The 19,866-nt window shown below is 60.1% G+C and carries 17 protein-coding genes; 11 read left to right on the top strand and 6 right to left on the bottom strand.

What is annotated here, in order from left to right:
- Nucleotides 1-174: 174 nt before the first annotated feature.
- The 3 genes from proB to PHU01S_RS04960 form a co-directional block, all read right to left on the bottom strand.
- Nucleotides 175-1,278, bottom strand: coding sequence for a glutamate 5-kinase (gene proB / locus PHU01S_RS04970; RefSeq protein WP_048749251.1), 1,104 nt, complete (start codon nt 1,276-1,278; stop codon nt 175-177).
- A 363-nt stretch (nt 1,279-1,641) separates the two neighbouring features.
- A complete protein-coding gene (locus tag PHU01S_RS04965; RefSeq protein ID WP_049867257.1) occupies nt 1,642-2,844 on the bottom strand; it encodes a pyridoxal phosphate-dependent aminotransferase in 1,203 nt (400 codons plus the stop codon).
- A 131-nt stretch (nt 2,845-2,975) separates the two neighbouring features.
- A complete protein-coding gene (locus PHU01S_RS04960; RefSeq protein WP_127506488.1) occupies nt 2,976-3,464 on the bottom strand; it encodes a hypothetical protein in 489 nt (162 codons plus the stop codon).
- A gap of 131 nt (nt 3,465-3,595) precedes the next feature.
- On the opposite strand from PHU01S_RS04960, the gene PHU01S_RS04955 reads away from it, so the two are divergent.
- Entirely contained in the window at nt 3,596-4,399 is an 804-nt protein-coding gene (locus PHU01S_RS04955; RefSeq protein WP_048749252.1) for a carbon-nitrogen family hydrolase, read from the top strand.
- Here PHU01S_RS04955 and PHU01S_RS04950 read toward each other — a convergent pair.
- Nucleotides 4,393-5,304, bottom strand: coding sequence for a LysR family transcriptional regulator (locus PHU01S_RS04950; RefSeq protein WP_127506486.1), 912 nt, complete (start codon nt 5,302-5,304; stop codon nt 4,393-4,395). The genes PHU01S_RS04955 and PHU01S_RS04950 overlap by 7 nt on opposite strands.
- 148 nt (nt 5,305-5,452) lie before the next feature.
- Between PHU01S_RS04950 and leuC the strand changes: the two genes are divergently transcribed.
- Nucleotides 5,453-6,874 (top strand): 3-isopropylmalate dehydratase large subunit, encoded by a 1,422-nt coding sequence (leuC, locus tag PHU01S_RS04945; RefSeq protein ID WP_049867259.1) that lies wholly within the window; start codon nt 5,453-5,455, stop codon nt 6,872-6,874.
- Nucleotides 6,875-6,911: 37 nt separating this feature from the next.
- A complete protein-coding gene (gene leuD / locus PHU01S_RS04940; protein ID WP_021879364.1) occupies nt 6,912-7,511 on the top strand; it encodes a 3-isopropylmalate dehydratase small subunit in 600 nt (199 codons plus the stop codon).
- Between the two features lie 320 nt (nt 7,512-7,831).
- On the opposite strand, the gene yedF is transcribed toward leuD, so the two are convergent.
- Nucleotides 7,832-8,077 (bottom strand): sulfurtransferase-like selenium metabolism protein YedF, encoded by a 246-nt coding sequence (gene yedF, locus PHU01S_RS04935; protein ID WP_021879363.1) that lies wholly within the window; start codon nt 8,075-8,077, stop codon nt 7,832-7,834.
- The gene (gene yedE / locus PHU01S_RS04930) at nt 8,049-9,275 is read right to left on the bottom strand and encodes a selenium metabolism membrane protein YedE/FdhT (protein ID WP_127506631.1); all 1,227 of its coding nucleotides are present in this window, start codon (nt 9,273-9,275) and stop codon (nt 8,049-8,051) included. The genes yedF and yedE overlap by 29 nt, the downstream gene beginning before the upstream one ends.
- A gap of 105 nt (nt 9,276-9,380) precedes the next feature.
- On the opposite strand from yedE, the gene PHU01S_RS04925 reads away from it, so the two are divergent.
- The 8 genes from PHU01S_RS04925 to PHU01S_RS04890 all read left to right on the top strand — a co-directional run.
- Nucleotides 9,381-10,124 (top strand): endonuclease/exonuclease/phosphatase family protein, encoded by a 744-nt coding sequence (locus tag PHU01S_RS04925; protein WP_127506484.1) that lies wholly within the window; start codon nt 9,381-9,383, stop codon nt 10,122-10,124.
- Between the two features lie 175 nt (nt 10,125-10,299).
- Entirely contained in the window at nt 10,300-11,805 is a 1,506-nt protein-coding gene (locus PHU01S_RS04920) for an N-acetylmuramoyl-L-alanine amidase (RefSeq protein WP_164762985.1), read from the top strand.
- 306 nt (nt 11,806-12,111) lie between these two features.
- Complete coding sequence (locus PHU01S_RS04915) at nt 12,112-13,611, top strand: N-acetylmuramoyl-L-alanine amidase (protein ID WP_218032414.1); 1,500 nt, start codon at nt 12,112-12,114, stop codon at nt 13,609-13,611.
- A gap of 16 nt (nt 13,612-13,627) precedes the next feature.
- Nucleotides 13,628-14,275: a GerMN domain-containing protein gene (locus PHU01S_RS04910; RefSeq protein WP_021879358.1), complete on the top strand. Its 648-nt coding sequence runs from the start codon at nt 13,628-13,630 to the stop codon at nt 14,273-14,275.
- Between the two features lie 38 nt (nt 14,276-14,313).
- Nucleotides 14,314-17,022, top strand: coding sequence for an S-layer homology domain-containing protein (locus PHU01S_RS04905; RefSeq protein WP_164762984.1), 2,709 nt, complete (start codon nt 14,314-14,316; stop codon nt 17,020-17,022).
- 143 nt (nt 17,023-17,165) lie between these two features.
- Nucleotides 17,166-17,882, top strand: coding sequence for an endonuclease III (gene nth / locus PHU01S_RS04900; protein ID WP_048749349.1), 717 nt, complete (start codon nt 17,166-17,168; stop codon nt 17,880-17,882).
- A 7-nt stretch (nt 17,883-17,889) separates the two neighbouring features.
- Nucleotides 17,890-18,171: a hypothetical protein gene (locus PHU01S_RS04895; RefSeq protein ID WP_021879354.1), complete on the top strand. Its 282-nt coding sequence runs from the start codon at nt 17,890-17,892 to the stop codon at nt 18,169-18,171.
- Nucleotides 18,172-18,379: 208 nt separating this feature from the next.
- A partial coding sequence (locus tag PHU01S_RS04890; RefSeq protein ID WP_174806337.1) for a dynamin family protein occupies nt 18,380-19,866 on the top strand: 1,487 nt, incomplete at its 3' end.

Genomic DNA, 19,866 nt, shown 5'->3' with positions numbered 1-19,866 from the left:
CCAGCGTAGCGAGTCGGCCAATCCATAGAAGCGCCAGCGTTCGCCTTTGCTGATGTATTCTGACCGCTGACCCAAAAAATTCAGAGAATACATCAGCAACAGCGATCGGAGGATGGCCGGCCCGCGCAGCGTTCAAGAGGATGGCTCCGCGCAGCGTTCCGAATTTGGCACGGTTCATTTCAGCGTAATCCACTCATCGCGATGAATAACCTCGATCCGCTGCACGTCGATGCGCCGCTTAGCTTCCTCCGAGCCGAGGCCGGCGACGGCGCGAAGCTGCCAGGCGGCATAATTGACGATGCCGCGGCCGACCAGCGAGCCGTCCCGGTCCTGCACCTCGATGACATCGCCGGGGTGGAAGTCGCCGGTGACATTCGTCACGCCGGCAGGAAGGAGGCTTTTGCCGCCCGCTACAAGAGCGCTACAAGCGCCTTCGTCGACCTTGATGCTGCCGGAGGGCATGGAGTGGAACCCGAGCCATTGCTTCTTTACGGGAAGACTATGCTCGCGGGAGGTGAAATAGGTGCCTTTGCCGCGTCCCTCGGCCGCGAGCACCAGATCTCCCGGCTCCGATACCCGTCCGACGAATGCCGGCACTCCGCCGCGCATCGCGATGCGGGCCGCCTCGATCTTGGAGCGCATGCCTCCCGTGCCGACGGCGGAGCCGGCGCCTCCGGCCAGGCTCATGAGCTCGCCGGTGATTTCCTCGACGCGCTCGATCTTGCGGGCGTCCGGATTATGGCGGGGATCGGCGGTATAGAGGCCGTCCGTGTCCGTGACAATGATCAGCTTGCGAGCCTTTACGAGATTCGCGACGAGCGCCGACAGCATGTCGTTGTCCCCGAACTTCAGCTCGTCGGTCGAAACGGTGTCGTTCTCGTTGATGACGGGAACGGCCCGCTGGCGCAGCAGCTCCTCGATCGTCATCATGGCGTTGCGTCCCCGGTCGCGGCTGCTGAAATCGTGGCGGGTAAGCAGCACTTGCGCGCAGGTGACGCCTCCGGTCGCAAAGGCTTCCTGATAGGCCTGCATGAGCAGCGCCTGGCCGACGGCTGCGGCCGCCTGTTTTTCATGGAGCAGCCTGGGACGCGACTTGTACCCGATGACGCTGAAGCCGGCTGCGACAGCGCCGGAAGTGACCAGCAGCACCTCGTGGCCCTGAGCATGAAGCTTGCCCAGCTCTCCGGCGTAAAAAACCATGTTTTCTTTATTGAGTCCGCCCTCGGGGCTCGTCAGCGAGCTGCTACCGATCTTGACGATGATTCTTTCCTTCGGCATCCCCCGAACCTCCTGTCTATCCGTGCAGTTCTTGTGAATCAACCTGAAGCTGGGCGAAAAACAAATAGGCTTCCGTCCTCAAAAAGGACGAAAGCCTATGCTTCCGCGGTACCACCTTCGCTTGGGCGGCATGAATGCCGTCCCACTCCGGACCCTTGTAACAGAGGGCGCTGTCCGGCTCGTCGCCGGCCGCTCCGGGATGGGTGCAGGCGATACGGCACGATAGCCTCTCCCAGCCGATGGAGGCTACTCTCTGGCGCGCCGCTGTGACGCCTGGCGGTTCCCTTCATTGCGAATGTCGGTTTTCAGTTGCACTTAGAATACCATGCCTCTTTGCTGCTGTAAAGCGGCGGACCGTCCTCCCTAAGAGAACAAGCCCAGCTTGCCGATCCGGAGGATCGCTTCCTTCAGCCGTTCTTCGCTGCTCAGCAGCCCGAGCCGCACGTAGCCTTCGCCATGCGTGCCGAAGCCGATGCCGGGAGCGACGACGACGTCGGCCTGCTCCAGAAGCAAGTCCGCGAACGATTCCGAAGTATGGCCGTCCGGGACGGGCAGCCAGCAGAAGAAGGAGCCGCCCGGACGCGCAGCCTTCCAGCCGATTTCGTCCAACGCGGAGAAGACGGCCTCGCGGCGGGATTGATAGAGGGCGTTGAGCTCCGCCACCGACTGCTGCGATCCTGTCAGGGCGGCGGAAGCGGCTTCCTGGATGCCGCCGAACAGGCTGCAATAGTAGTGGTCCTGAATCGTATTGATCAGCTCAATGACGGCAGCGTTGCCAAGCGCGAAGCCGACCCGCCAGCCGGCCATGTTATACGTTTTGGAGAGGGTGTAGAATTCGACTCCGACCTCTTTGGCGCCGGGAGTCTGCAGGAAGCTTACCGGCCGCTTGCCGTCGAAGCCGAGAGCGCCGTAAGCGAAGTCGCTGGAAACGACGATGCCGTTCGCGGCGGCGAATTCAACCGTCTGCTTGTAGAATTCCGGCGTCGCCACCGCTCCGGTCGGATTGTTCGGGTAGTTGATGAACATGAGCTTGGCGTCGCGGCGGTCTTCTTCGGATACCTGGCTGTAATCCGGTAGGAATGCGTGACTCTCCAGCAGCGGCATGAACGACATCCTCGCGCCGGCGAGCGAAACGCCGGACCAATAGTCGGGGTAGCCCGGATCCGGCACAAGGCACAGATCGCCGGGATTGAGCAGGCACTGGCTGATCTCGATGAGCCCGGTCTTGCCGCCGAACAGGATGGCGACTTCCGTTTCGGGATCAAGCTCGACTCCATAATCCTCCTTATAGCGCTTCGCGACCGCTTCCTTCAGGAAAGGAAAGCCGCGGAAGGGAGGATACTTGTGATACTTGGGATCGGCGGACGCCTTCTGCATCGCTTCCACGATATGGGAGGGGGTCGGCGTATCGGGATTGCCTTGGCCCAGGTTGATGACGTCGCGGCCTTTGGCCGCCTGGGCGTTCGCCTTGCCGACCAGCTTGGCGAAAAATTGTTCAGGCAGCCCTTGCAGCCGCTCGGCAGGCTGAATATCGATCAGCGCGCGGCTGCCGATGGGGTTGGTCATGTGCGGTCACTCCAATTCAATATGCTTCGGGACGGTCCGGCATAGCCGCAGCCGCCGCTTGTATGAAGCCATGGTATCAGAGAGGCTGCGGCATGTCGAGAAATCCTTCCCGGAATAACCGGATATCTCGATCAGGACTTGGGCTCGAAGCCCGCCAAGGCTAGGAAAGGCCGCAAATCGGTATTGACGCGAAGCAAATAGGGCTTGTTCTTCAAATCGAAGGCCAGCATTTCCGGCTCTTTGCCGCGGCAGTAGAACAGAAACACTTCCTGGACCTCGAAGCCGGCCTTCTCGAGCTGCACCTTACGCACTTCCTTGAGCGGGATCCGGAACACGTAGCCGCAGCGGTCGTCCGGCGTGAAGTTCGGCGACATTCCTTGGACATCGTGAAGCCATTGCCGGGCAACGGCCTGGAATTCGGCCGAATTGGCCAGCGTTCGGACGACCTGGCCGGCCGCTACATCAAAAATCTGAACCGGGCGCGCTCCTCCCGAAGATAGGGGAGGAAGCGGTTTTGAAGCTTCCAGAGACGATGCTGGCGCCGCCGCCAAGGCGGTCCCGCCAAAAAAGGCCATCACGGCGAGCAGAGCGATTGCGGCGAGGCTTGACGGTCGGAACATGGGATACCTCCATTGGTCTCTTCCAGTTGAAGGGGATGCCTTTAAGCTGTCCAACTTGACAGACTTCCATGAGGAAGTATCATAGAAAAGACAATTTGAGGCGGCCCTGCCGCGTCCGGAGGTACCAGCCCATGGAGAAATCTTCTGCCAAACTTCGCATCGCCCTTCTGCAAATTCCCGTGCATGCCGGTGATCCCGAAGCCAATTACCGTCTCGTCGAACAGCGACTGCGCGAGGCTTCGGAGCTGAGTCCGAAGCCTGATGTGCTCGTGCTGCCGGAAATGTGGAATACAGGCTACGCCCTTCAGCAAATTCAGGAACTGGCCGATCCAGGCGGAGCCCGGACACGCAAGCTGATCTCGGATTTCAGCCGAAGCACGGGCATCCATGTCGTCGCCGGCTCGGTCGCCGAGAAGCGAGGCGAAGAAGTCTACAACACGGTCTACGCGTTCGGCCGCGACGGCCAAGAGACCGGCTCCTATTCGAAAATCCATCTTTTCCGCCTGATGGAGGAAGAAAAGCATTTGTCCGCAGGAAGCGAGCCGGGACTGTTCCCTCTCCAGGATGAGCAGGCCGGCATGATGATCTGCTACGATATCCGCTTCCCCGAGCTGGCGCGCAAGCTTGCCTTGTCGGGCGCCAAGGTGTTGTTCGTGCCGGCCGAATGGCCGCATCCGCGCCTGCATCACTGGAGAACGCTTCTGACGGCACGCGCGATCGAGAACCAGATGTATGTGGTCGCCTGCAACCGGACAGGAGCGAGCGGCAAAGACGTCTTCTTCGGCCATTCGATGGTGATCGATCCATGGGGTGAGATTCTTGTGGAAGGCGGGGAGGAGGAGGCCCTCCTCGTGGCCGACATCGACCTCGGCCTCGTGGACGAGGTGCGCACTCGGATACCCGTATTCGAAGACCGCAGGCCTTCCCTCTACTGACGGAATCCTTCCTTGTAATGCTTGCTCACCGCAGCCTTCATCGTATCGATGAAGGCTTCCGCCGCTTTCGACAAGTAACGTCCCTTCCGGCTGGCGATGACGAGCGTTCTCGAAGGGCTTCCTTGAATGGCGCAATAGCTCGGCATGAATTCGCTGCGCGCTCCGCGGGCGATCATGTCCGGGATGAACGCAAGCCCCATACCGGCCGCCACGAGGGATTGCACGGTCTCGATATTGCTGCTTTCAAAGACGATGCGCGGCTGGAAGCCGGCGCCGGCGCACAGATCGAGCGCGATCTGGCGGAAGCCCTGGCCTTTTTTCAACACGATGAAGGGCTCCTCCGACAGCGTCTCGAGGCTTACGGGAGCCTTCTCGCCGGCAAGGCGGTGGCTGGGCGGAACGGCAAGGGAGATTTCTTCCCGGATGAGCGGCTGATAGACGAGCGTGGAATCGATCAGAGGCAGCGACAGGAGGCTGATATCCGTCTGTCCGCTGGCGGCCAGCTGCTCCAGCTTGGCCGTCGTGTCCTCGACGAGGACGATTTCGATCTCCGGATAGGCGGCTCCGAATTCCGGCAGCACGATAGGGAGGATATGGGAGCCGGTGATCGGAAGGCTGCCGATGACGAGCCGGCCTCGTTTCATATGAGCCATATCCTCCATCTCCGTCCGCAGCTGCTCAATGCTGCCCAGGATGGATTGGGCTTTGTCGACGAACACTTCGCCGGCATGGGTAAGCTCGACGGAGTTCGTCGTGCGGCGGACGAGCAGGACGCCGATCTCCTTCTCCAGCTTGGACAGCTGCTGGCTCAGCGAAGGCTGGGCGATATGGAGCTTTTCGGCGGCCCGGGAAAAATTGAGTTCTTTTGCGATTTGAATGACGTATTGCAGCTGGCGGAGCTCCATTTGCTGCCATCCCCCTTTGATTATTATCTATACCTATAACTATTATAGATATTATATCTTGGAACAATCAAGGAAAAGCAGGTATGCTGGATTCAATCATTAACGGCAGTGAAATGGCAGTCTACTGAACTTATACGGGGTGATTCGCATGGCGAAGCGTACAATGTTTGAAAAGATCTGGGACAATCACGTCATCCATTCGGAAGAAGGAAGCCCGAGCATCATCTATATCGATCTGCATCTCGTGCATGAGGTCACTTCCCCGCAAGCGTTCGAAGGCCTGCGCCTCTCGGGACGCCAGGTGCGCCGTCCGGACCGGACGTTCGCGACGATGGACCACAACGTGCCGACGAAGGACCGCTTCAACATCAAGGATCCGATCTCCAAGCAGCAGGTGGACACGCTCACGAAAAACTGCGAGGATTTCGGCGTCAAGCTGTTCGACCTGAACAACATCGACCAAGGCGTCGTGCACGTCATGGGACCGGAGATCGGCCTGACCTGGCCGGGCAAAACGATCGTATGCGGCGACAGCCATACGTCGACGCACGGCGCATTCGGAGCTCTCGCGTTCGGCATCGGCACGAGCGAGGTCGAGCATGTGCTGGCGACCCAGTGCCTTCAGCAATCCAAGGCCAAGACGATGGAAATCCGCTTCGTCGGAAGCCGCCGTCCCGGCGTCACCGCGAAGGATATGATTCTCGGCCTCATCGCCAAGTACGGCACGGACTTCGCGACCGGTTACGTTTTGGAGTATACCGGCGAATCCATCCGCAGCCTGAGCATGGAAGAGCGCATGACCGTCTGCAACATGAGCATCGAGGCAGGCGCCCGCGCCGGACTGATCGCTCCCGACCAGACGACGTTCGACTACTTGCGGGGCCGGGAATACGCGCCTCAAGGGGCGGATTTCGACAAAGCGGTCATCGCCTGGAGCGACCTGGCTTCCGATGAAGGCGCCGAGTACGACACGGTGCTCGAGTTCGACGTCGACGCCCTCATACCGCAAGTAACCTGGGGCACGAGCCCGGGCATGGGCACCGACATTACGGCTGCCGTTCCGAATCCGGCGGAGCTCCCGACGGAGAACGAGCGCAAAGCGGCCGAGAAGGCGCTGGAATACATGGATCTGAAGCCGGGCACGCCGATGGCGGAGATTCCGATCGACTATGTGTTCATCGGCTCCTGCACGAACGGCCGCATCGAGGATCTGCGCGCCGCGGCCGAGATCGCCAAGGGCTACAAGGTCAGCGACCGCGTGACCGCGATCGTCGTGCCGGGCTCCGGCCGCGTCAAGATGCAGGCGGAGAAGGAAGGGCTGGATGCCATCTTTACGGAAGCCGGCTTCGAGTGGCGCGAGGCGGGATGCTCGATGTGCCTCGCGATGAACCCGGACGTGCTGCAGCCGGGACAGCGCTGCGCCTCGACGTCGAACCGCAATTTCGAAGGCCGTCAGGGACGCGGCGGACGCACGCATCTCGTATCCCCTGCCATGGCGGCCGCGGCTGCGATCAAGGGCCGCTTCACGGACGTGCGCGACTGGAAGATCAATCAGGAAGTGGCGAACTAGAAGTCAGGCGCCTGCCTAGAAAAGGGGAGTACCGAACATGCAAGCATTTGAGACCTTTACGGGCATCGTAGCCCCCGTCGACCGCGTCAACGTGGATACCGACGCCATCATCCCGAAGCAGTTCCTGAAGCGCATTGAGCGCAGCGGCTTCGGCCAGTATTTGTTCTATGAGTGGAGATTCGACGAAGAGGGCAACGTGAACCCGAACTTCGAGCCGAACAAGCCGCGCTACAAGGGCGCTTCCGTGCTGATTTCCCGCGCCAACTTCGGCTGCGGCTCCTCCCGCGAGCATGCTCCCTGGGCGATCCAGGATTACGGCTACAAGGTAGTCATTGCGCCTTCCTACGCCGATATCTTCTACAACAACTGCTTCAAGAACGGCATTCTTCCGATCAAGCTGAGCGAGGAGCAGGTCGAGGAGCTGTTCAAGCGCACCGCTGCGACCGAAGGCTACGAGCTGACTGTGGATCTGGAGAACAAGACGATCGCGGACAATCAAGGGCTCCGCATTCCGTTCGAGCTCGACGAGCACAGACGCCAGTTCCTGCTGCAAGGACTGGACGACATCGGCCTGACACTCAAGCATGCGGATGAAATCACCGCTTACGAGGAGCGACGCCAAGGCGCATTCGCTTAAAGCCGGTCCGGAGGCGTCCGAATGGCCAGGCCGTGTCTGTCAATGAACGGCCCGTTCTTATTGACTACAACCCTTTCGGCGATTCCCAGCAGACACCGGAACCAATGTCCTGCATAAGCGTGGACTATGGACCATAGAGGCTGTCCCATCCGTCATATCATGACTAGGGACAGTCCTTTTTTTGTTTCGGCAGACGCAAAGAAACCGGCTCTAATGGGAATGGCTGCGCGGCCTGCCATTCCAGAGAGACGGTTTCCTATCCATTCCAGCTACTGTGAATCACCGATGAAGCTGTCGGACAAGCCTGGCAGCAGACCTCGTCAAGCCCTGATATAGAACACAAGCTCGCGGCCGTTTTTTTCCGGCTCCATTTCCATCTTGTAGCCATGCTTGACGACTTCTTCAGGAACGTTCCGGAACGAGGCGGGACAATCGGCTACCACCTGCAGCAGCTGGCCCTTCTGGAGCCGGGTCAGCGTTTCCAGCGTATAGATGACCGGATAAGGACAGGATTCCCCTCGGACATCAAGGGTATAGTCAACGGTTGGCGGTTGTTTTTGCGACATGGGCGGCCGCTCCTTTCTTGAAACCGTTTTTGAACCGGTAATGCTTCTGCCAATACACGGCGACGATGAACGCGGCCGCGAGGACGATCAAGGTTGCTGCAAGCGCCGCTCCCGGCCCCATGGCATCGATGAGGCTGATCTTGGAGCCGCTCTTCACAAGCGCGTTGTAGACGCCGAGATGGTCCCACGCGTATGCGAGTGCGCCGGCGCCGATGACGTTGCCTATGAACACGGGCAGGAAGACGATCTGGCCTTCCATGAGCCGATACATCATGCCCGTCTCGCAGCCGCCGGCCATGACGATGCCGAGGCCGAACAGCATCCCGCCGACAAGGGTGCTCAGCCCGGCTACCTTCGTAATGGGCTCCATGCCGTTCAGCAGAATGATGGCGAGCGTTGCAACGGAGCTGACGGCCATGCCCACGATGATGGCTTTGGTCATCGTGGCGCGCCCGCTGATCCACAAGTCGCGGAACGCCGAGGTGAAGCAGATCTGGGCGCGTTCGATCAGGATGCCGAACAGGGCGCCGAACAGCGCGGCGACGCCAAGCATCTTATGTCCGCTGGCAAAGAAATAAACGACCAAGCCCGCATAGCCTGCTGCTGCGGCGCCTCCTAGAATCGGCTGAACGGCCGAAGGCTTCGCGGCCTTCCGGGCGATCGCGCCTTTCGTTACGACCGGCTTGCCCTTCCACCAGGACATGCCCACCAGCTTGGCTCCCAGGAAGGTGCCGCCAGCCGTGGCGATCATGAACATCCAGGCATGGAGCGAGAATTGGGGCACGCCGGTGAAAAAGGCGGCCAGGTTGCAGCCGAGCGCCAGCCGGGCTCCGAATCCGGCTACGATGCCGCCGGCAAACGCCTGCAGCCAGCGGCGTTTTTGCCGAGGCACGGTAATTTTGAAGTTGCTGTTCAGAAGCACCATAATGAGGGCGCCGGCGAACATCCCCCATACGATCCAGCCGTCGGTGCGGGTAAAGGTTGTCCCTTTCATGCCGATAAGGTTGAAGTAGGCCCAGTTCGAGACATCGGCCCCGAACAGCGCCATCACATGCCCTGCGAGCCGCGTGAACTCGCCCGTGACCGCCCACACCGTATGCGTGATTCCAAAATACAGCGCGCTGAGAACGCCGGCCAGCGCCATGACGAGATAGGGATTCCAGTAGTTCTGAAACAGCTTTTCGTAAAATGATTTCATTTCCATTTCCTTTCTCCTTGTCTGATTCAACTTATTCTACTATAAATACCGGGAAGCGTGGCCAGTAGAACAAACATAAAACTCAACTAAGGAGGGATCGTCATCTTGCCGGAGACAGCAGCCGAGAGCCTCGCCATCCGCTTCATGACCTACAATATCCAGCATGGAATGGGAATGGACGCATCGATAGACATCGAGCGGACGGCAGCCGTCATTGCCGATGCCGGCCCGGATGTCGTTTTTCTTCAAGAAGTGGACCGATTCGTGTCCAGGAGCGGCGGAGCCGACCAGATCAAGCGACTGGCAGAGCTGACGGGTCTCCCTCATGCAGAATTCGGCCGGTCCATCGATCTGGATGGCGGCGAATACGGGAACGGAATCCTGTCGCGCTATCCGCTTCGGCGGCTGGCGCTGCTGGAGCTGCCCGGGGAGGAGCCCCGCTCCGCGCTGGTGTGCAGGGCGGAGCTTTCATCCGACCCGGAGGCCCGGCAAGAGCTTCATTTGATCGCAACCCATTTGGATTACGGCAGCGAGCGCTGCCAGCTGGATTCCGCGCTGTCAATACGGCAAGTCTCCAAGCTGTGGCACGGAGCTCCCGCTGTGCTGGGGGGAGACTTCAACGCCATGCCAGGCAGCAGCGTGCTGCAGGAGCTGCAGAACGGCGAATGGAGGGCCGCTCCGGGAGGACTGGGAATTCCGACTTATCCTTCAACCAAGCCGCTCTGCCAAATTGATTACTTGCTCCTCAACCATTCGGCCCGATGGGGAGAGACATCGGTGCAGGCCTGGACGGAAAGGGAGGCTTCCGACCATTTGCCCCTCATTATGGACGCTGTTCTCCATTTCTGACCCCCGTCGAAAAGAGAAAGCCTCTGCCTGGAAAGAGAAGAAATAAAAAATTGGCGAATGGACCCAGAATTTGCAACATTATCCGATGGAATGCGTCTACTTCTCTGTTCGGCATTCAAGCCCGAGACATAGAAGCAGCAGGCTTGAAGGACAATCCAGATACATGAGGTGGAAGATGAAGAAAACAGCAACGCTGCTGGCGCTGGCAGCCATGCTCCTGGCATCGGTTCCGGGACATTCCTCCGCTGCGGCGAAAGCTCCCAAGCTCTATTTGGACGGAACGGAGCTGAAATCGGCCGGTCCCAGGATAGAAAAGGATACGACCTATATTCCCATCCGGACGGTCGCCGAAGGAATGGGCTTTGACGTCGATTGGGACAAGTCTTCCAAAAAAGTCGGCATCCATAACGGCATGAGCGCCATAGAGCTCACGATCGACAAAAAGACGGCGCTGGTGAACGGCCAGGAGGCTGCGCTTCCGGTTCCGGCGCGGATCATGGGGACGCCGGCAAGCGCGTCGACGATGGTGCCGCTCCGTTTCGTCAGCGAGAATATGGGCCTCACGGTTTATTACGACGCTCCAGCCAAATCCGTGTACTTATACCAGTCCTATGCGGCTGAAAAGGGAGAGCAGGCTCCGGCGGACAGCCAGAACGGCACTCCTCAAGGCGGGGCGGCTTCCGGTCCGGGCTCCTCGCAGCCGGGAGGAAGCGGGTCTTCAGGCCAGGCTGGAGGCGGCTCCGGATCGACCGCGACTGCCGCAGGCTCCGTCACCTCGATCCTCTATGACGGAATCGGCACGACAACGATAGCTTACCAGGGCACCGTTGCGGCAGCGGAACCGTTCCTCATGACGGGTCCGGACCGGATCGTCCTGGATATGCCGGCTTCCTCGTTCGCGGACTCGTTCGGCATCCAGGCCGGCTCCAGCCAATCCGGCGAACTGACGGTGGACGGACCTCTCTTGAACAAAATCAGATATGCCTATTTGACGGATCAGCCGACGACGGTCAGGGTGGTATGGGATGTCGCGCCAGCGGTCACTTATACCCTCCTCAAATCCGAAGGCTTGATCCAGCTGAGCCTGCTGGGGGCGGGGGAGACAGTTCCCTCCGCTCCCGCGACTCCTTCCGGCGACCGCATCTATAAGGTCGTCATCGATGCGGGCCATGGAGGAAGCGCGCCCGGGGCGATAAGCCTATCCGGCAAGCTGGAGAAGACGTTCAATCTGACGGTTGCTCTCAAGCTGAACGCTCTGCTCGCCGCCGAGCCGCGCATTCAGCCGATCATGACGCGTACGGACGACGCAACCATCGATTTGAAGCCGCGAGCGGAATTCGCCAACCGGCTCGGCGCCGACCTCTTCCTGTCGATCCACGCGAATTCCCTGGAAGTACCGAACACCGCTACGGGAACGGAAACCTATTATTACCGGCCTGACAGCAAAGCGCTGGCGGATATCGTGCACAAGCATCTCATCGCCGCAACCGGCTTGCCCGACCGGAAGGTGAAGACGGCCGCCTATGTCGTCATCAAGGAAACGGCGATGCCGGCCGTGCTTACGGAATCGGGATTCCTGACCAACCTGAGGGACGAGGCCGTTCTGTTCGACGAGCAGAGCCAGAACCGGATCGCCCAGGCGCTGGCGGACGGAATCAAGGAGTACCTGGGATTGTATTGATAGTTGGAGCGGAGCCGGTTCGCCATCGGTGTCTGCATGCATGGCTTCAAGGCGGCGACAGGCCGTCCCCAGGCAGGGGACGGCCTGTTTGGTTCGCGGAATGAATCATAGGGGACCTTCAAAAGTCAACCCTTTTTGACGAAAAAAAAGGTGGCAAGGTTCCCTTTTTTTCGCAACTTTGCTTGGCGAACGGCGTCTAATTTTCTGCCTGACTTCATGACAGCGGAGCCGCCGGCTGCGTGAAGGAAGGGTCAATCCAGGTTCTAGAGGTGAATGATGAAGAAAGCTGCAATGATGCTGGTGTTTTTGGCTCTGTTCGTAACCGCGTTCGCAGGATCCGCATCCGCCGCCTCGAAGACTCCCAAGCTGTATTTGAACGGCCAGGAGCTTCAGTCGGCATCGGCGCCCCGCATCGAGAAGGATACGACGTATATTCCGATTCGGACGGTAGCCGAGGGGATGGGTTTTGACGTCAATTGGGACAAGGCGGCAAAGCAGGTAAGCATACATAACGGCAAAAGCATGATTGAGTTGACCATCAACAAAAAGATTGCTACGGTAAACGGCCTTTCGGTCGCATTGCCGACTCCTGCCAAGATTATGGGTGCTGGCTCGACAAGCACGACGATGGTTCCGCTTCGTTTCATCAGCGAGAACATGGGGCTCGAGGTCTACTACGACTCTCCGTCCAAGTCCGTGTATCTGTATCAGAACGATGCTTCCTCGGGCAATGGATCGGGCGGCGCAACGCCATCCCCGGCTCCAACGCCTACCCCGACGCCGACCCCAACGTCGACGCCAGGCAGCGGAGGGACGGGAAGCGAGACTCCGACACCGACTCCGACGCCGGGCAGCGGCGGCTCTACCGCGCCGGCCGACGCAACGGGACTGGTCACGTCGATCAAGTACGACGGAATCGGAACGACGACGATCGCCTACACAGGAACGGTCGGCGATGCGCAGCCGTTCCTCATGACGGGACCGGACCGGATCGTCATGGATATTCCGGCAGCGTCGTTCGCGGCCGACTTCGCCAACGGCTTCACGGCGACGAGCGCCAAAATGGGGGAAGTGGTCGTCGACAGCCAGCTGCTGACGAAGGTCCGCTATTCCTATTACTCGGACAAGCCTTCCACTGTGCGGGTGGTCTGGGATCTTCAGGCTGCTGCCGAGTATGCGGTAACCAAAGGCGAGGGCACGATTCAGCTGAGCCTGCTCGGCGCGCTTGAACCTGTGCCGACGACGCCGACGACTCCTTCGGGGGACAAGATTTTCAAAGTTGTCGTCGACGCGGGCCACGGAGCCCATGATCCGGGAGCGATCGGAATCAGCAAGAAGACCGAGAAATCCTTCAACCTGGCCATCGCTCTCAAAGTGAATGCCCTGCTGAAGGCCGAGCCTCGCATCCAGCCGATCCTGACCCGCTCGGACGATACGTTCATCGCGCTGGACGAGAGGGCCGCAATCGCCAACAGGCTGAACGCCGACCTGTTCATCTCCATTCACGCGAATGCCCTGCCGGGGTCTTCAGCCTCCGGCACCGAAACCTACTACAACCGGGCGGACAGCAAGACGTTCGCCGACATCGTCCATAAACATCTTCTGGCGGCTACGGGACTGCCGGACCGCAAGGTCCAGACAGCCGGATTCGTCGTCATCAAGAAGACGACCATGCCCGCCATCCTGACGGAATCCGGATTCCTGACGAATTCGAAGGATGAAGCGATTCTGTTCAACGAGCAGAAGCAGAACGAGATTGCACAAGCTTTGGTAGACGGCATCAAGGAATATTTGAAATTGAGCTGAGGAGGCTTGAGCGCCTATGAATCGACGCATGAACAAGACAGCGGTGCTCTTGACCGCCGCCGCGATCGCTCTGAGCCTGTCGGCTTGCGGAGCAAGGGAAACGGCCGGCCCGGCCGCTGGAGCTTCCGGCAATGCGGGAGCATCCGAGCCGGCTGTGGTCTCTCCATCGCCATCCGCAGCCCCTGCTCCATCGCCGGCAGCTGCCGAGGGCAGCGGCGTGGGCTCGAGCGCAGCAGGCGGCAAGGGTTCCGTCAAGGAGTCCGACAAGGTGAAGAAGGAAATCTCGGTCTATCAGACCGACGATCAGCTGCTGGAGCTGAAGGCCGTCAAGGCCGAGATCAGCTACGGCAGCGCCGAGGAGAAGCTTGAAGCCGCTCTGGAAGCGCTGGCCGGAGACGACCGCGAAGGAACGATCTCCCTGTGGAAGGGAGTTCAGTTCAAAAAGGTGACGCTCAAAGAAGGTGCGGCAACCGCCGATATCCACATTCCGGACGAGTCGCGTCTCGGAGGAGCCGGCGAGGAATTCGCGCTTGAGGCGATCCGCAAAACCGTATTCCAGTTCGATGAGGTTCAAACCTTCGATCTTCTGGTGGACGGCAAGGCTGCCGAAACGCTCATGGGGCATATGGAGCTTGAACATCCGATGAAGAAAAGCAATCCATAATCGATCATCCATACTTGATGCTAAGGGAGAGACGGGAAATGCATCGTTCGCCATCCTATCATATCGCTACGGGCATGATCGCCCTCTCCCTCCTAGCAGGAGGACCGGCCGCTGCAGCTGCAGCGGCTTCTTCTGCTTCAGGGGGGACGGCAGTATCTGCAACCGCGCAATCATCGTTTTTTGCCGATGTCAAACCAGGCCATTGGGCGGAAAAGAGCATCGTCAAGCTTGCCCTGCAGGGAATCATCGTGGGAGAAAACGGCAATTTCAGACCTGCAGCCAACGTAAGCCGCCAAGAAGCGGTCGTGATGGCTCTGCGGTTCATGGGCAAGGAAAAGGAAGCCGACCTGCAGCAGGCGGTCATCTTCCCGGAATCGTTCAAGGTGAACAATTACTATAAGCCTTACATAGCGCTGGCCATCAAGCTTGGCCTGCTCGAGGAAACGGCGGAGTTCAAAACGGCGGAATCCGCCAAAGGCGAATGGGGAAGCTCTCCCGCATCGCGCGAGTGGCTGACGAAGCTCATCGTGAGGGCCGCAGGCAAGACAAGCCTGGCGCAGGAGCTTGCTTCCCGAGCATCCGCTTTCCAGGACGGAGCTTCGATCGGCGCCGGTTATGTCGGATACATCAATGCAGCAGGCTCGCTCGGCATGGTCACGGGCGTCACGCCGACGCAGTTCCAGCCGGCGGCAGCCGTCAACCGGGCGCAGGCGGCCACGCTGTTCAGCAGGTCGCAGCAGGTCGCTCCTGTCGCTTACCCGGGCGAAACCGGCGGCATCCTCACGGCGATCAACGGGGCCAGCGTATCGGTGTATACCGATCAAGGATTACAAACGTTCAATCTGGCGGCGGATTCCCGCTTCTACCGCTTCGATTCGGATGCTTCGCTCAAATCGTCCTCGGAGCTGACGCTGTATACGCATGTCCGCATTTTGGGCGGAGGGATGGATGCGCTCTACGTTGAACAGACCGATCCGGACCAGCAGGTCAAGACGATCGAAGGCGCCGTGTCGAGAGTCGTGGCGGCGCAGAACAAGATCTGGCTGTGGGTCGGCGACAATCCGGTCGAAGTCCAGTACGATTCTTCTCTGGTCGTCAAAAAAATGGACGGAACGAAGCTGGGACTGGCCGATCTGACGGTGGACAGCCAGGTTCAGGTGAAGGAGGATGCCTTCCGGGACAAGCCGCTGGCGCTTGAAGTCATCGTGAAGTCGGCGCCGGTATCGAAGGACGGCTCCGGAACCGTGGCTGCGGCCGGCAACGGCGCGCTGAGCCTCAAGACGGCCGCCGGAGCCGACGAGACATGGACGGCTTCTTCCAGCCTTGCCGTCATCGGCTGGGACGGCAGAGTGCTCGAAGGGGGCCTCTCCGGATTGAAGGCGGGCGATGCCGTCACCTATACAGTGAAGGACAGCGTGCTCGTATCCGTCAAGGTGACGACGGCAGGAAGCGCATCCGTCCAAGGAAAGTTCAGCAACATCAGCGACGGCATCCTGACGGTGCTGGCAGGCAATTCGCTGCAGTCCAACTATTTGTCCGAATCGGTCACTCTGGTCATTCCGGGTGTGGAGCAGCCGGTGCTGGGCGATCTGTACAAGGACGACCAGCTTGAGCTTGCCCTCGATGCCGGAGGCAAGGTGACGAGCATCAAGGTGACGAACCGCTCGCTCAGCACGCTGACGGGAGCGGAGATCCTCAGCTACAGCAGCGATCAGAAGGCATTGACGGTCAAGGGAACGAACGGCAAGCTGGCCGCCTTGCAGTTGTCGGACAAGACCAAGTTCGAAATGAACGGAACGACGCTCAATCTGGCCTCGGCCGCGCCTCTGCTCCGTCAAGGACAACGGGTTACGGTCGGTTATTCCGGCAGCGATGCGATGCTCGTGCGGGTCGTCTACCAATATACCGGCTCCGTCGTTCTGTTGAATACGGCCACCAAGACGCTTGCCTTGTCGCTGGATGACGGCTCGTCGGTGACGCTTCCATTCGATTCTCTCGGAGTGGAGTGGTACGGCCGCAGCGGAACCGGCATAGCCGACATCAAGAACGGCATGCGGGTGACGGCGCTCCTCGACGCCAGCCAGACCAAGGCGGCTGCGCTGCGCGTCAACCAGAATGTCCAGTATAAGATCACGACGGTCGACCCGGCAGCCAAAGCGCTCTCGCTGCAAGCAGCCGACGGAAGCCGGACGACGGTCGCTGCCGGCAGCCTTGTCCTCAAAGGAACGGACGGAAGCGCTCTGGCATTCACAGGCTTCGCGGCGGGACAGACGGTCAACGTGACTTATGCAGGCAGCACGCCGACAGCCATCTCGCTCGTCAAAGTGACGTACGGCAAAATCGCTGCGGCCTCTGCCGACTCCATCACGCTGCAGGAATACGGCGGCTCAAGCCAGACGCTTCCGCTCGGAAGCGGCTTCTCCATCGTCAAAGGAGGAAGCGCGGGATCGAGCGCTGCGGCTCTGGCTGCAGGAGACCGCGTTGAAGTGAAGAAAAATGCCGACGGTGCGGTCGTCGTCACGGTCAATGCCGGAGTGGCCAAAACATTCTGGAAGGTGGATGCCGCAGCCGGCCAGCTTCTGATGAGGAAATCGGGCGTCAACGACAACGATTACCGCTTTGCATATACGTCGTCCACGCTGATTACGGCGGGCGGCCAGCCGGTTGCAGCCGAGTCGCTCAAGGACGGGGACAGCATCGTTCTGTATCTGTTCGAAGGCAAGCTGCTCGAGGCTGCCAAGGCATGACGCTCATGGCGGTTTGATGAATTATTGAAAAAAAGACCCCTCGCGGGGTCTTTTTTTCGTCCATAGGGGTGATTTCCGGTTGCATGGAGCGTGGATATTCGCTAAACTTTGAACGATAGTGCAACTAGGGAGAGTTAATGACCATGAAGGCTTCGGATAAGATGCGGCGCATTCTGGACACGATGGCCGAGATGTTCCCGGATGCCCATTGCGAGTTGAACCATGCCAATCCGTTCGAGTTGACGATTGCCGTCCTGCTGTCGGCCCAGTGCACGGACGAGACCGTGAACCGGGTGACGGCAGACTTGTTCCAGAAATACCGCACGCCCGAGGATTACCTGGCCGTCGATCTGGAGGAGCTGCAGCAGGATATCCGGCGCATCGGACTGTTCCGCAACAAGGCGGCCAACATCCAGAAGCTGTGCCGGATCGTGCTGGAGCGCTACGGAGGGGAAATCCCCGAGCAGCATGACCAGCTGACCGAGCTTCCCGGCGTCGGGAGGAAGACGGCCAATGTCGTCGTCTCCAATGCATTCGGCGTTCCCGCCATCGCGGTCGATACTCATGTCGAACGGGTATCAAAGCGTCTCGGCTTGGCCAAGCAAGAGGATAGCGTCCTTGAAGTCGAGAAGAAGCTGATGCGCAAAGTTCCCCGGGAGGAATGGACGCTAACGCATCATCGGTTCATCTTCTTCGGCCGGTACCACTGCAAGGCGCAGCAGCCGAAATGCGACATCTGCCCGCTGCTCGACATGTGCAAGGAAGGCCAGCGCCGAATGAAAGCTGCGTGCACGACAACGAAATCCGCAGCGGCTTCGAACAAGCGAGCCGCCGCTTCCAACCCCCTGAGCAAAGGATGATGAAACGATGAAATGCATCAGCGTATTCACGAATGATTTTGGCCTGTTCTCCGATATTTACGAGCAGGTCATGGAATCTCCTCCGGGAGAGAACGAGGATCTCGTCATCGAAGGCGTAACGGTGAGCGGCTCCGGCGATCTGCCTGCCCAATACCTGGAGCGCATGCGCCAGAAGCCTGAAGTTGTCGTGATGCGCGAGAAGCAGCGCAACATTACGATCCTTCAGCACGGCAACGTGTTCGAAATCTGCATTCCGACGGATGAGGACGACGAGGCTCCGGCGGTATAAGCAGGGAGATGCTCCGAATCAAGTGAACAAGCAGCCGTCCTTGCGTTCAAGGGCGGCTGTTTGACGTATCCGGCCTAGGCTCGCAGAGGTGCTCGTCTCCATTATGAGGGCAGAAGAGCTGCCTTCGCGGCTGTGCAACGGATAGCGAATAGGGAGATCGCCCGAAGCTTGGGCCGCTCCGATCAGAGGAAGACAGGGAGAGAGAAGCATGAACGGACTACAAGAGAGCAACAGGACCGCGGCGGCGGACCGCGAGGCGGCATTGGCCCGGGCTGCGGCCAGCCTGCAGGCCGGATTCGACTCCGCAGGAGACGATGGCAACGCGCAGCGGGCGGAGCAGCTGTCCGCCAAGCTGGAGAGCGGGCTGCTTACGGTCGCTTTTTGCGGCCACTTCTCCGCGGGAAAATCGACGCTTGTGAATGCGCTGTGCGGGAAGCAGCTGCTGCCGTCCAGTCCGATCCCGACGAGCGCCAATGTCGTGTCCATCCGCAGCGGCAAGCCGGCACGCGCGATCATCCGGGCGCTTGCAGACGGCAAGGAGACGACCTTCGAGGCGGATCCGCTGCGTCTGGACGACTACTGCAAAAACGGCGAGGAGTTCATCTCCGTCGATATCGTTTATCCGATTCCCCGTCTGGGCTCTTCGACCGTTCTTCTGGATACGCCGGGCATCGACTCGACGGACGATGCGCACCGGATGGCGACGGAGTCGGCCTTGCATTTGGCCGATGCGGTGTTCTACGTCATGGACTACAACCATGTCCAGTCGGAAATCAACTTCGAGTTCGCCAAGGGATTGAAGGATTGGGGCAAGCCGCTCTATCTGATCGTCAACCAGATCGACAAGCACCGCGAAGAGGAGCTGCCGTTCGAGGAGTACCGGAACAGCGTCGAGGAGGCTTTCCGCAGCTGGCATCTGGAGCCGGCCGGCATACTTTACTTGTCTCTGAGGGAGCCTGAGCATCCCGGCAGCGAGTTCGCTTCCCTCGAAGGGCTGCTGAAGGAATTGGCGGAGGAGCGCGAGGAGCTGTCGCAATGGAGCGTGGACGCCTCGCTGCGCCATTTGGTCCGGGCTTCGCTGCGCTCGGCCGCCGAAGAGGAGGAGGCGCTGCGGCAGAAGCTTCAGGATGAAGCCGGCAGCGAGGAGGAAAGGGCCGTGCTTGCGGAGAGGATCGCGAGCCTCGAGGCCGAGGCGGAGGAAGCGGACAACAGGCCGGCTGCCCTGGAAGCCTCCTTGAAGGCCGATATCGTCAAGCTGCTGGACAACGCCAGCCTGACGCCGGCCGCCACGCGCGATCTCGCGGCCGAGTTTCTGGACAGCCGCAAGCCGGGCTTCAAGACCGGCTTGCTGTTCGCGGGCGCCAAGACGGCTGCGGAGCAGCAGCGGCGCGCAGAAGCGTTCCGCGATGACCTGAACCGCCAGATCCAGGCGGCTGCCGTATGGCATCTGGGGGATTTGCTCCGCAAGGCAGCCGACGAAGCCGGCCTTGCAGGGACGGAGCGCGAAGCATGGGAGCATGCGCTCGAGGAAGGGCTCAGCTGGCGGCCGGACATCGATTGGCTGGCCGGGCGCGTGAATACGGGAGCCGTATTCGGCGGCGAGTATACGCTGGTTTATACGCGCGAAGCGGCCGCGGAAATCAAGGGCAGGCTGCGCCGCGCCGCCGTCGAGGCGGCCGAAGCGCTCGCCGCCTG

This window comes from Paenibacillus humicus NBRC 102415, from assembly GCF_004000905.1.
Taxonomy (GTDB): Bacteria; Bacillota; Bacilli; order Paenibacillales; family Paenibacillaceae; genus Paenibacillus_O; species Paenibacillus_O humicus.
This window is presented reverse-complemented; position numbering and strand designations above follow the sequence as displayed.

Coding starts and splice junctions, on each gene's coding strand:
- leuC (WP_049867259.1), top strand. CDS start 5,453: ATGGCGAAGCGTACAATGTTTGAAAAGATCTGGGACAATCACGTCATC.
- PHU01S_RS04920 (WP_164762985.1), top strand. CDS start 10,300: ATGAAGAAAACAGCAACGCTGCTGGCGCTGGCAGCCATGCTCCTGGCA.
- PHU01S_RS04950 (WP_127506486.1), bottom strand. CDS start 5,304: ATGGAGCTCCGCCAGCTGCAATACGTCATTCAAATCGCAAAAGAACTC.
- PHU01S_RS04905 (WP_164762984.1), top strand. CDS start 14,314: ATGCATCGTTCGCCATCCTATCATATCGCTACGGGCATGATCGCCCTC.
- nth (WP_048749349.1), top strand. CDS start 17,166: ATGAAGGCTTCGGATAAGATGCGGCGCATTCTGGACACGATGGCCGAG.
- PHU01S_RS04960 (WP_127506488.1), bottom strand. CDS start 3,464: ATGTTCCGACCGTCAAGCCTCGCCGCAATCGCTCTGCTCGCCGTGATG.
- PHU01S_RS04955 (WP_048749252.1), top strand. CDS start 3,596: ATGGAGAAATCTTCTGCCAAACTTCGCATCGCCCTTCTGCAAATTCCC.
- leuD (WP_021879364.1), top strand. CDS start 6,912: ATGCAAGCATTTGAGACCTTTACGGGCATCGTAGCCCCCGTCGACCGC.
- yedE (WP_127506631.1), bottom strand. CDS start 9,275: ATGAAATCATTTTACGAAAAGCTGTTTCAGAACTACTGGAATCCCTAT.
- PHU01S_RS04895 (WP_021879354.1), top strand. CDS start 17,890: ATGAAATGCATCAGCGTATTCACGAATGATTTTGGCCTGTTCTCCGAT.
- PHU01S_RS04910 (WP_021879358.1), top strand. CDS start 13,628: ATGAATCGACGCATGAACAAGACAGCGGTGCTCTTGACCGCCGCCGCG.
- proB (WP_048749251.1), bottom strand. CDS start 1,278: ATGCCGAAGGAAAGAATCATCGTCAAGATCGGTAGCAGCTCGCTGACG.
- PHU01S_RS04965 (WP_049867257.1), bottom strand. CDS start 2,844: ATGACCAACCCCATCGGCAGCCGCGCGCTGATCGATATTCAGCCTGCC.
- yedF (WP_021879363.1), bottom strand. CDS start 8,077: ATGTCGCAAAAACAACCGCCAACCGTTGACTATACCCTTGATGTCCGA.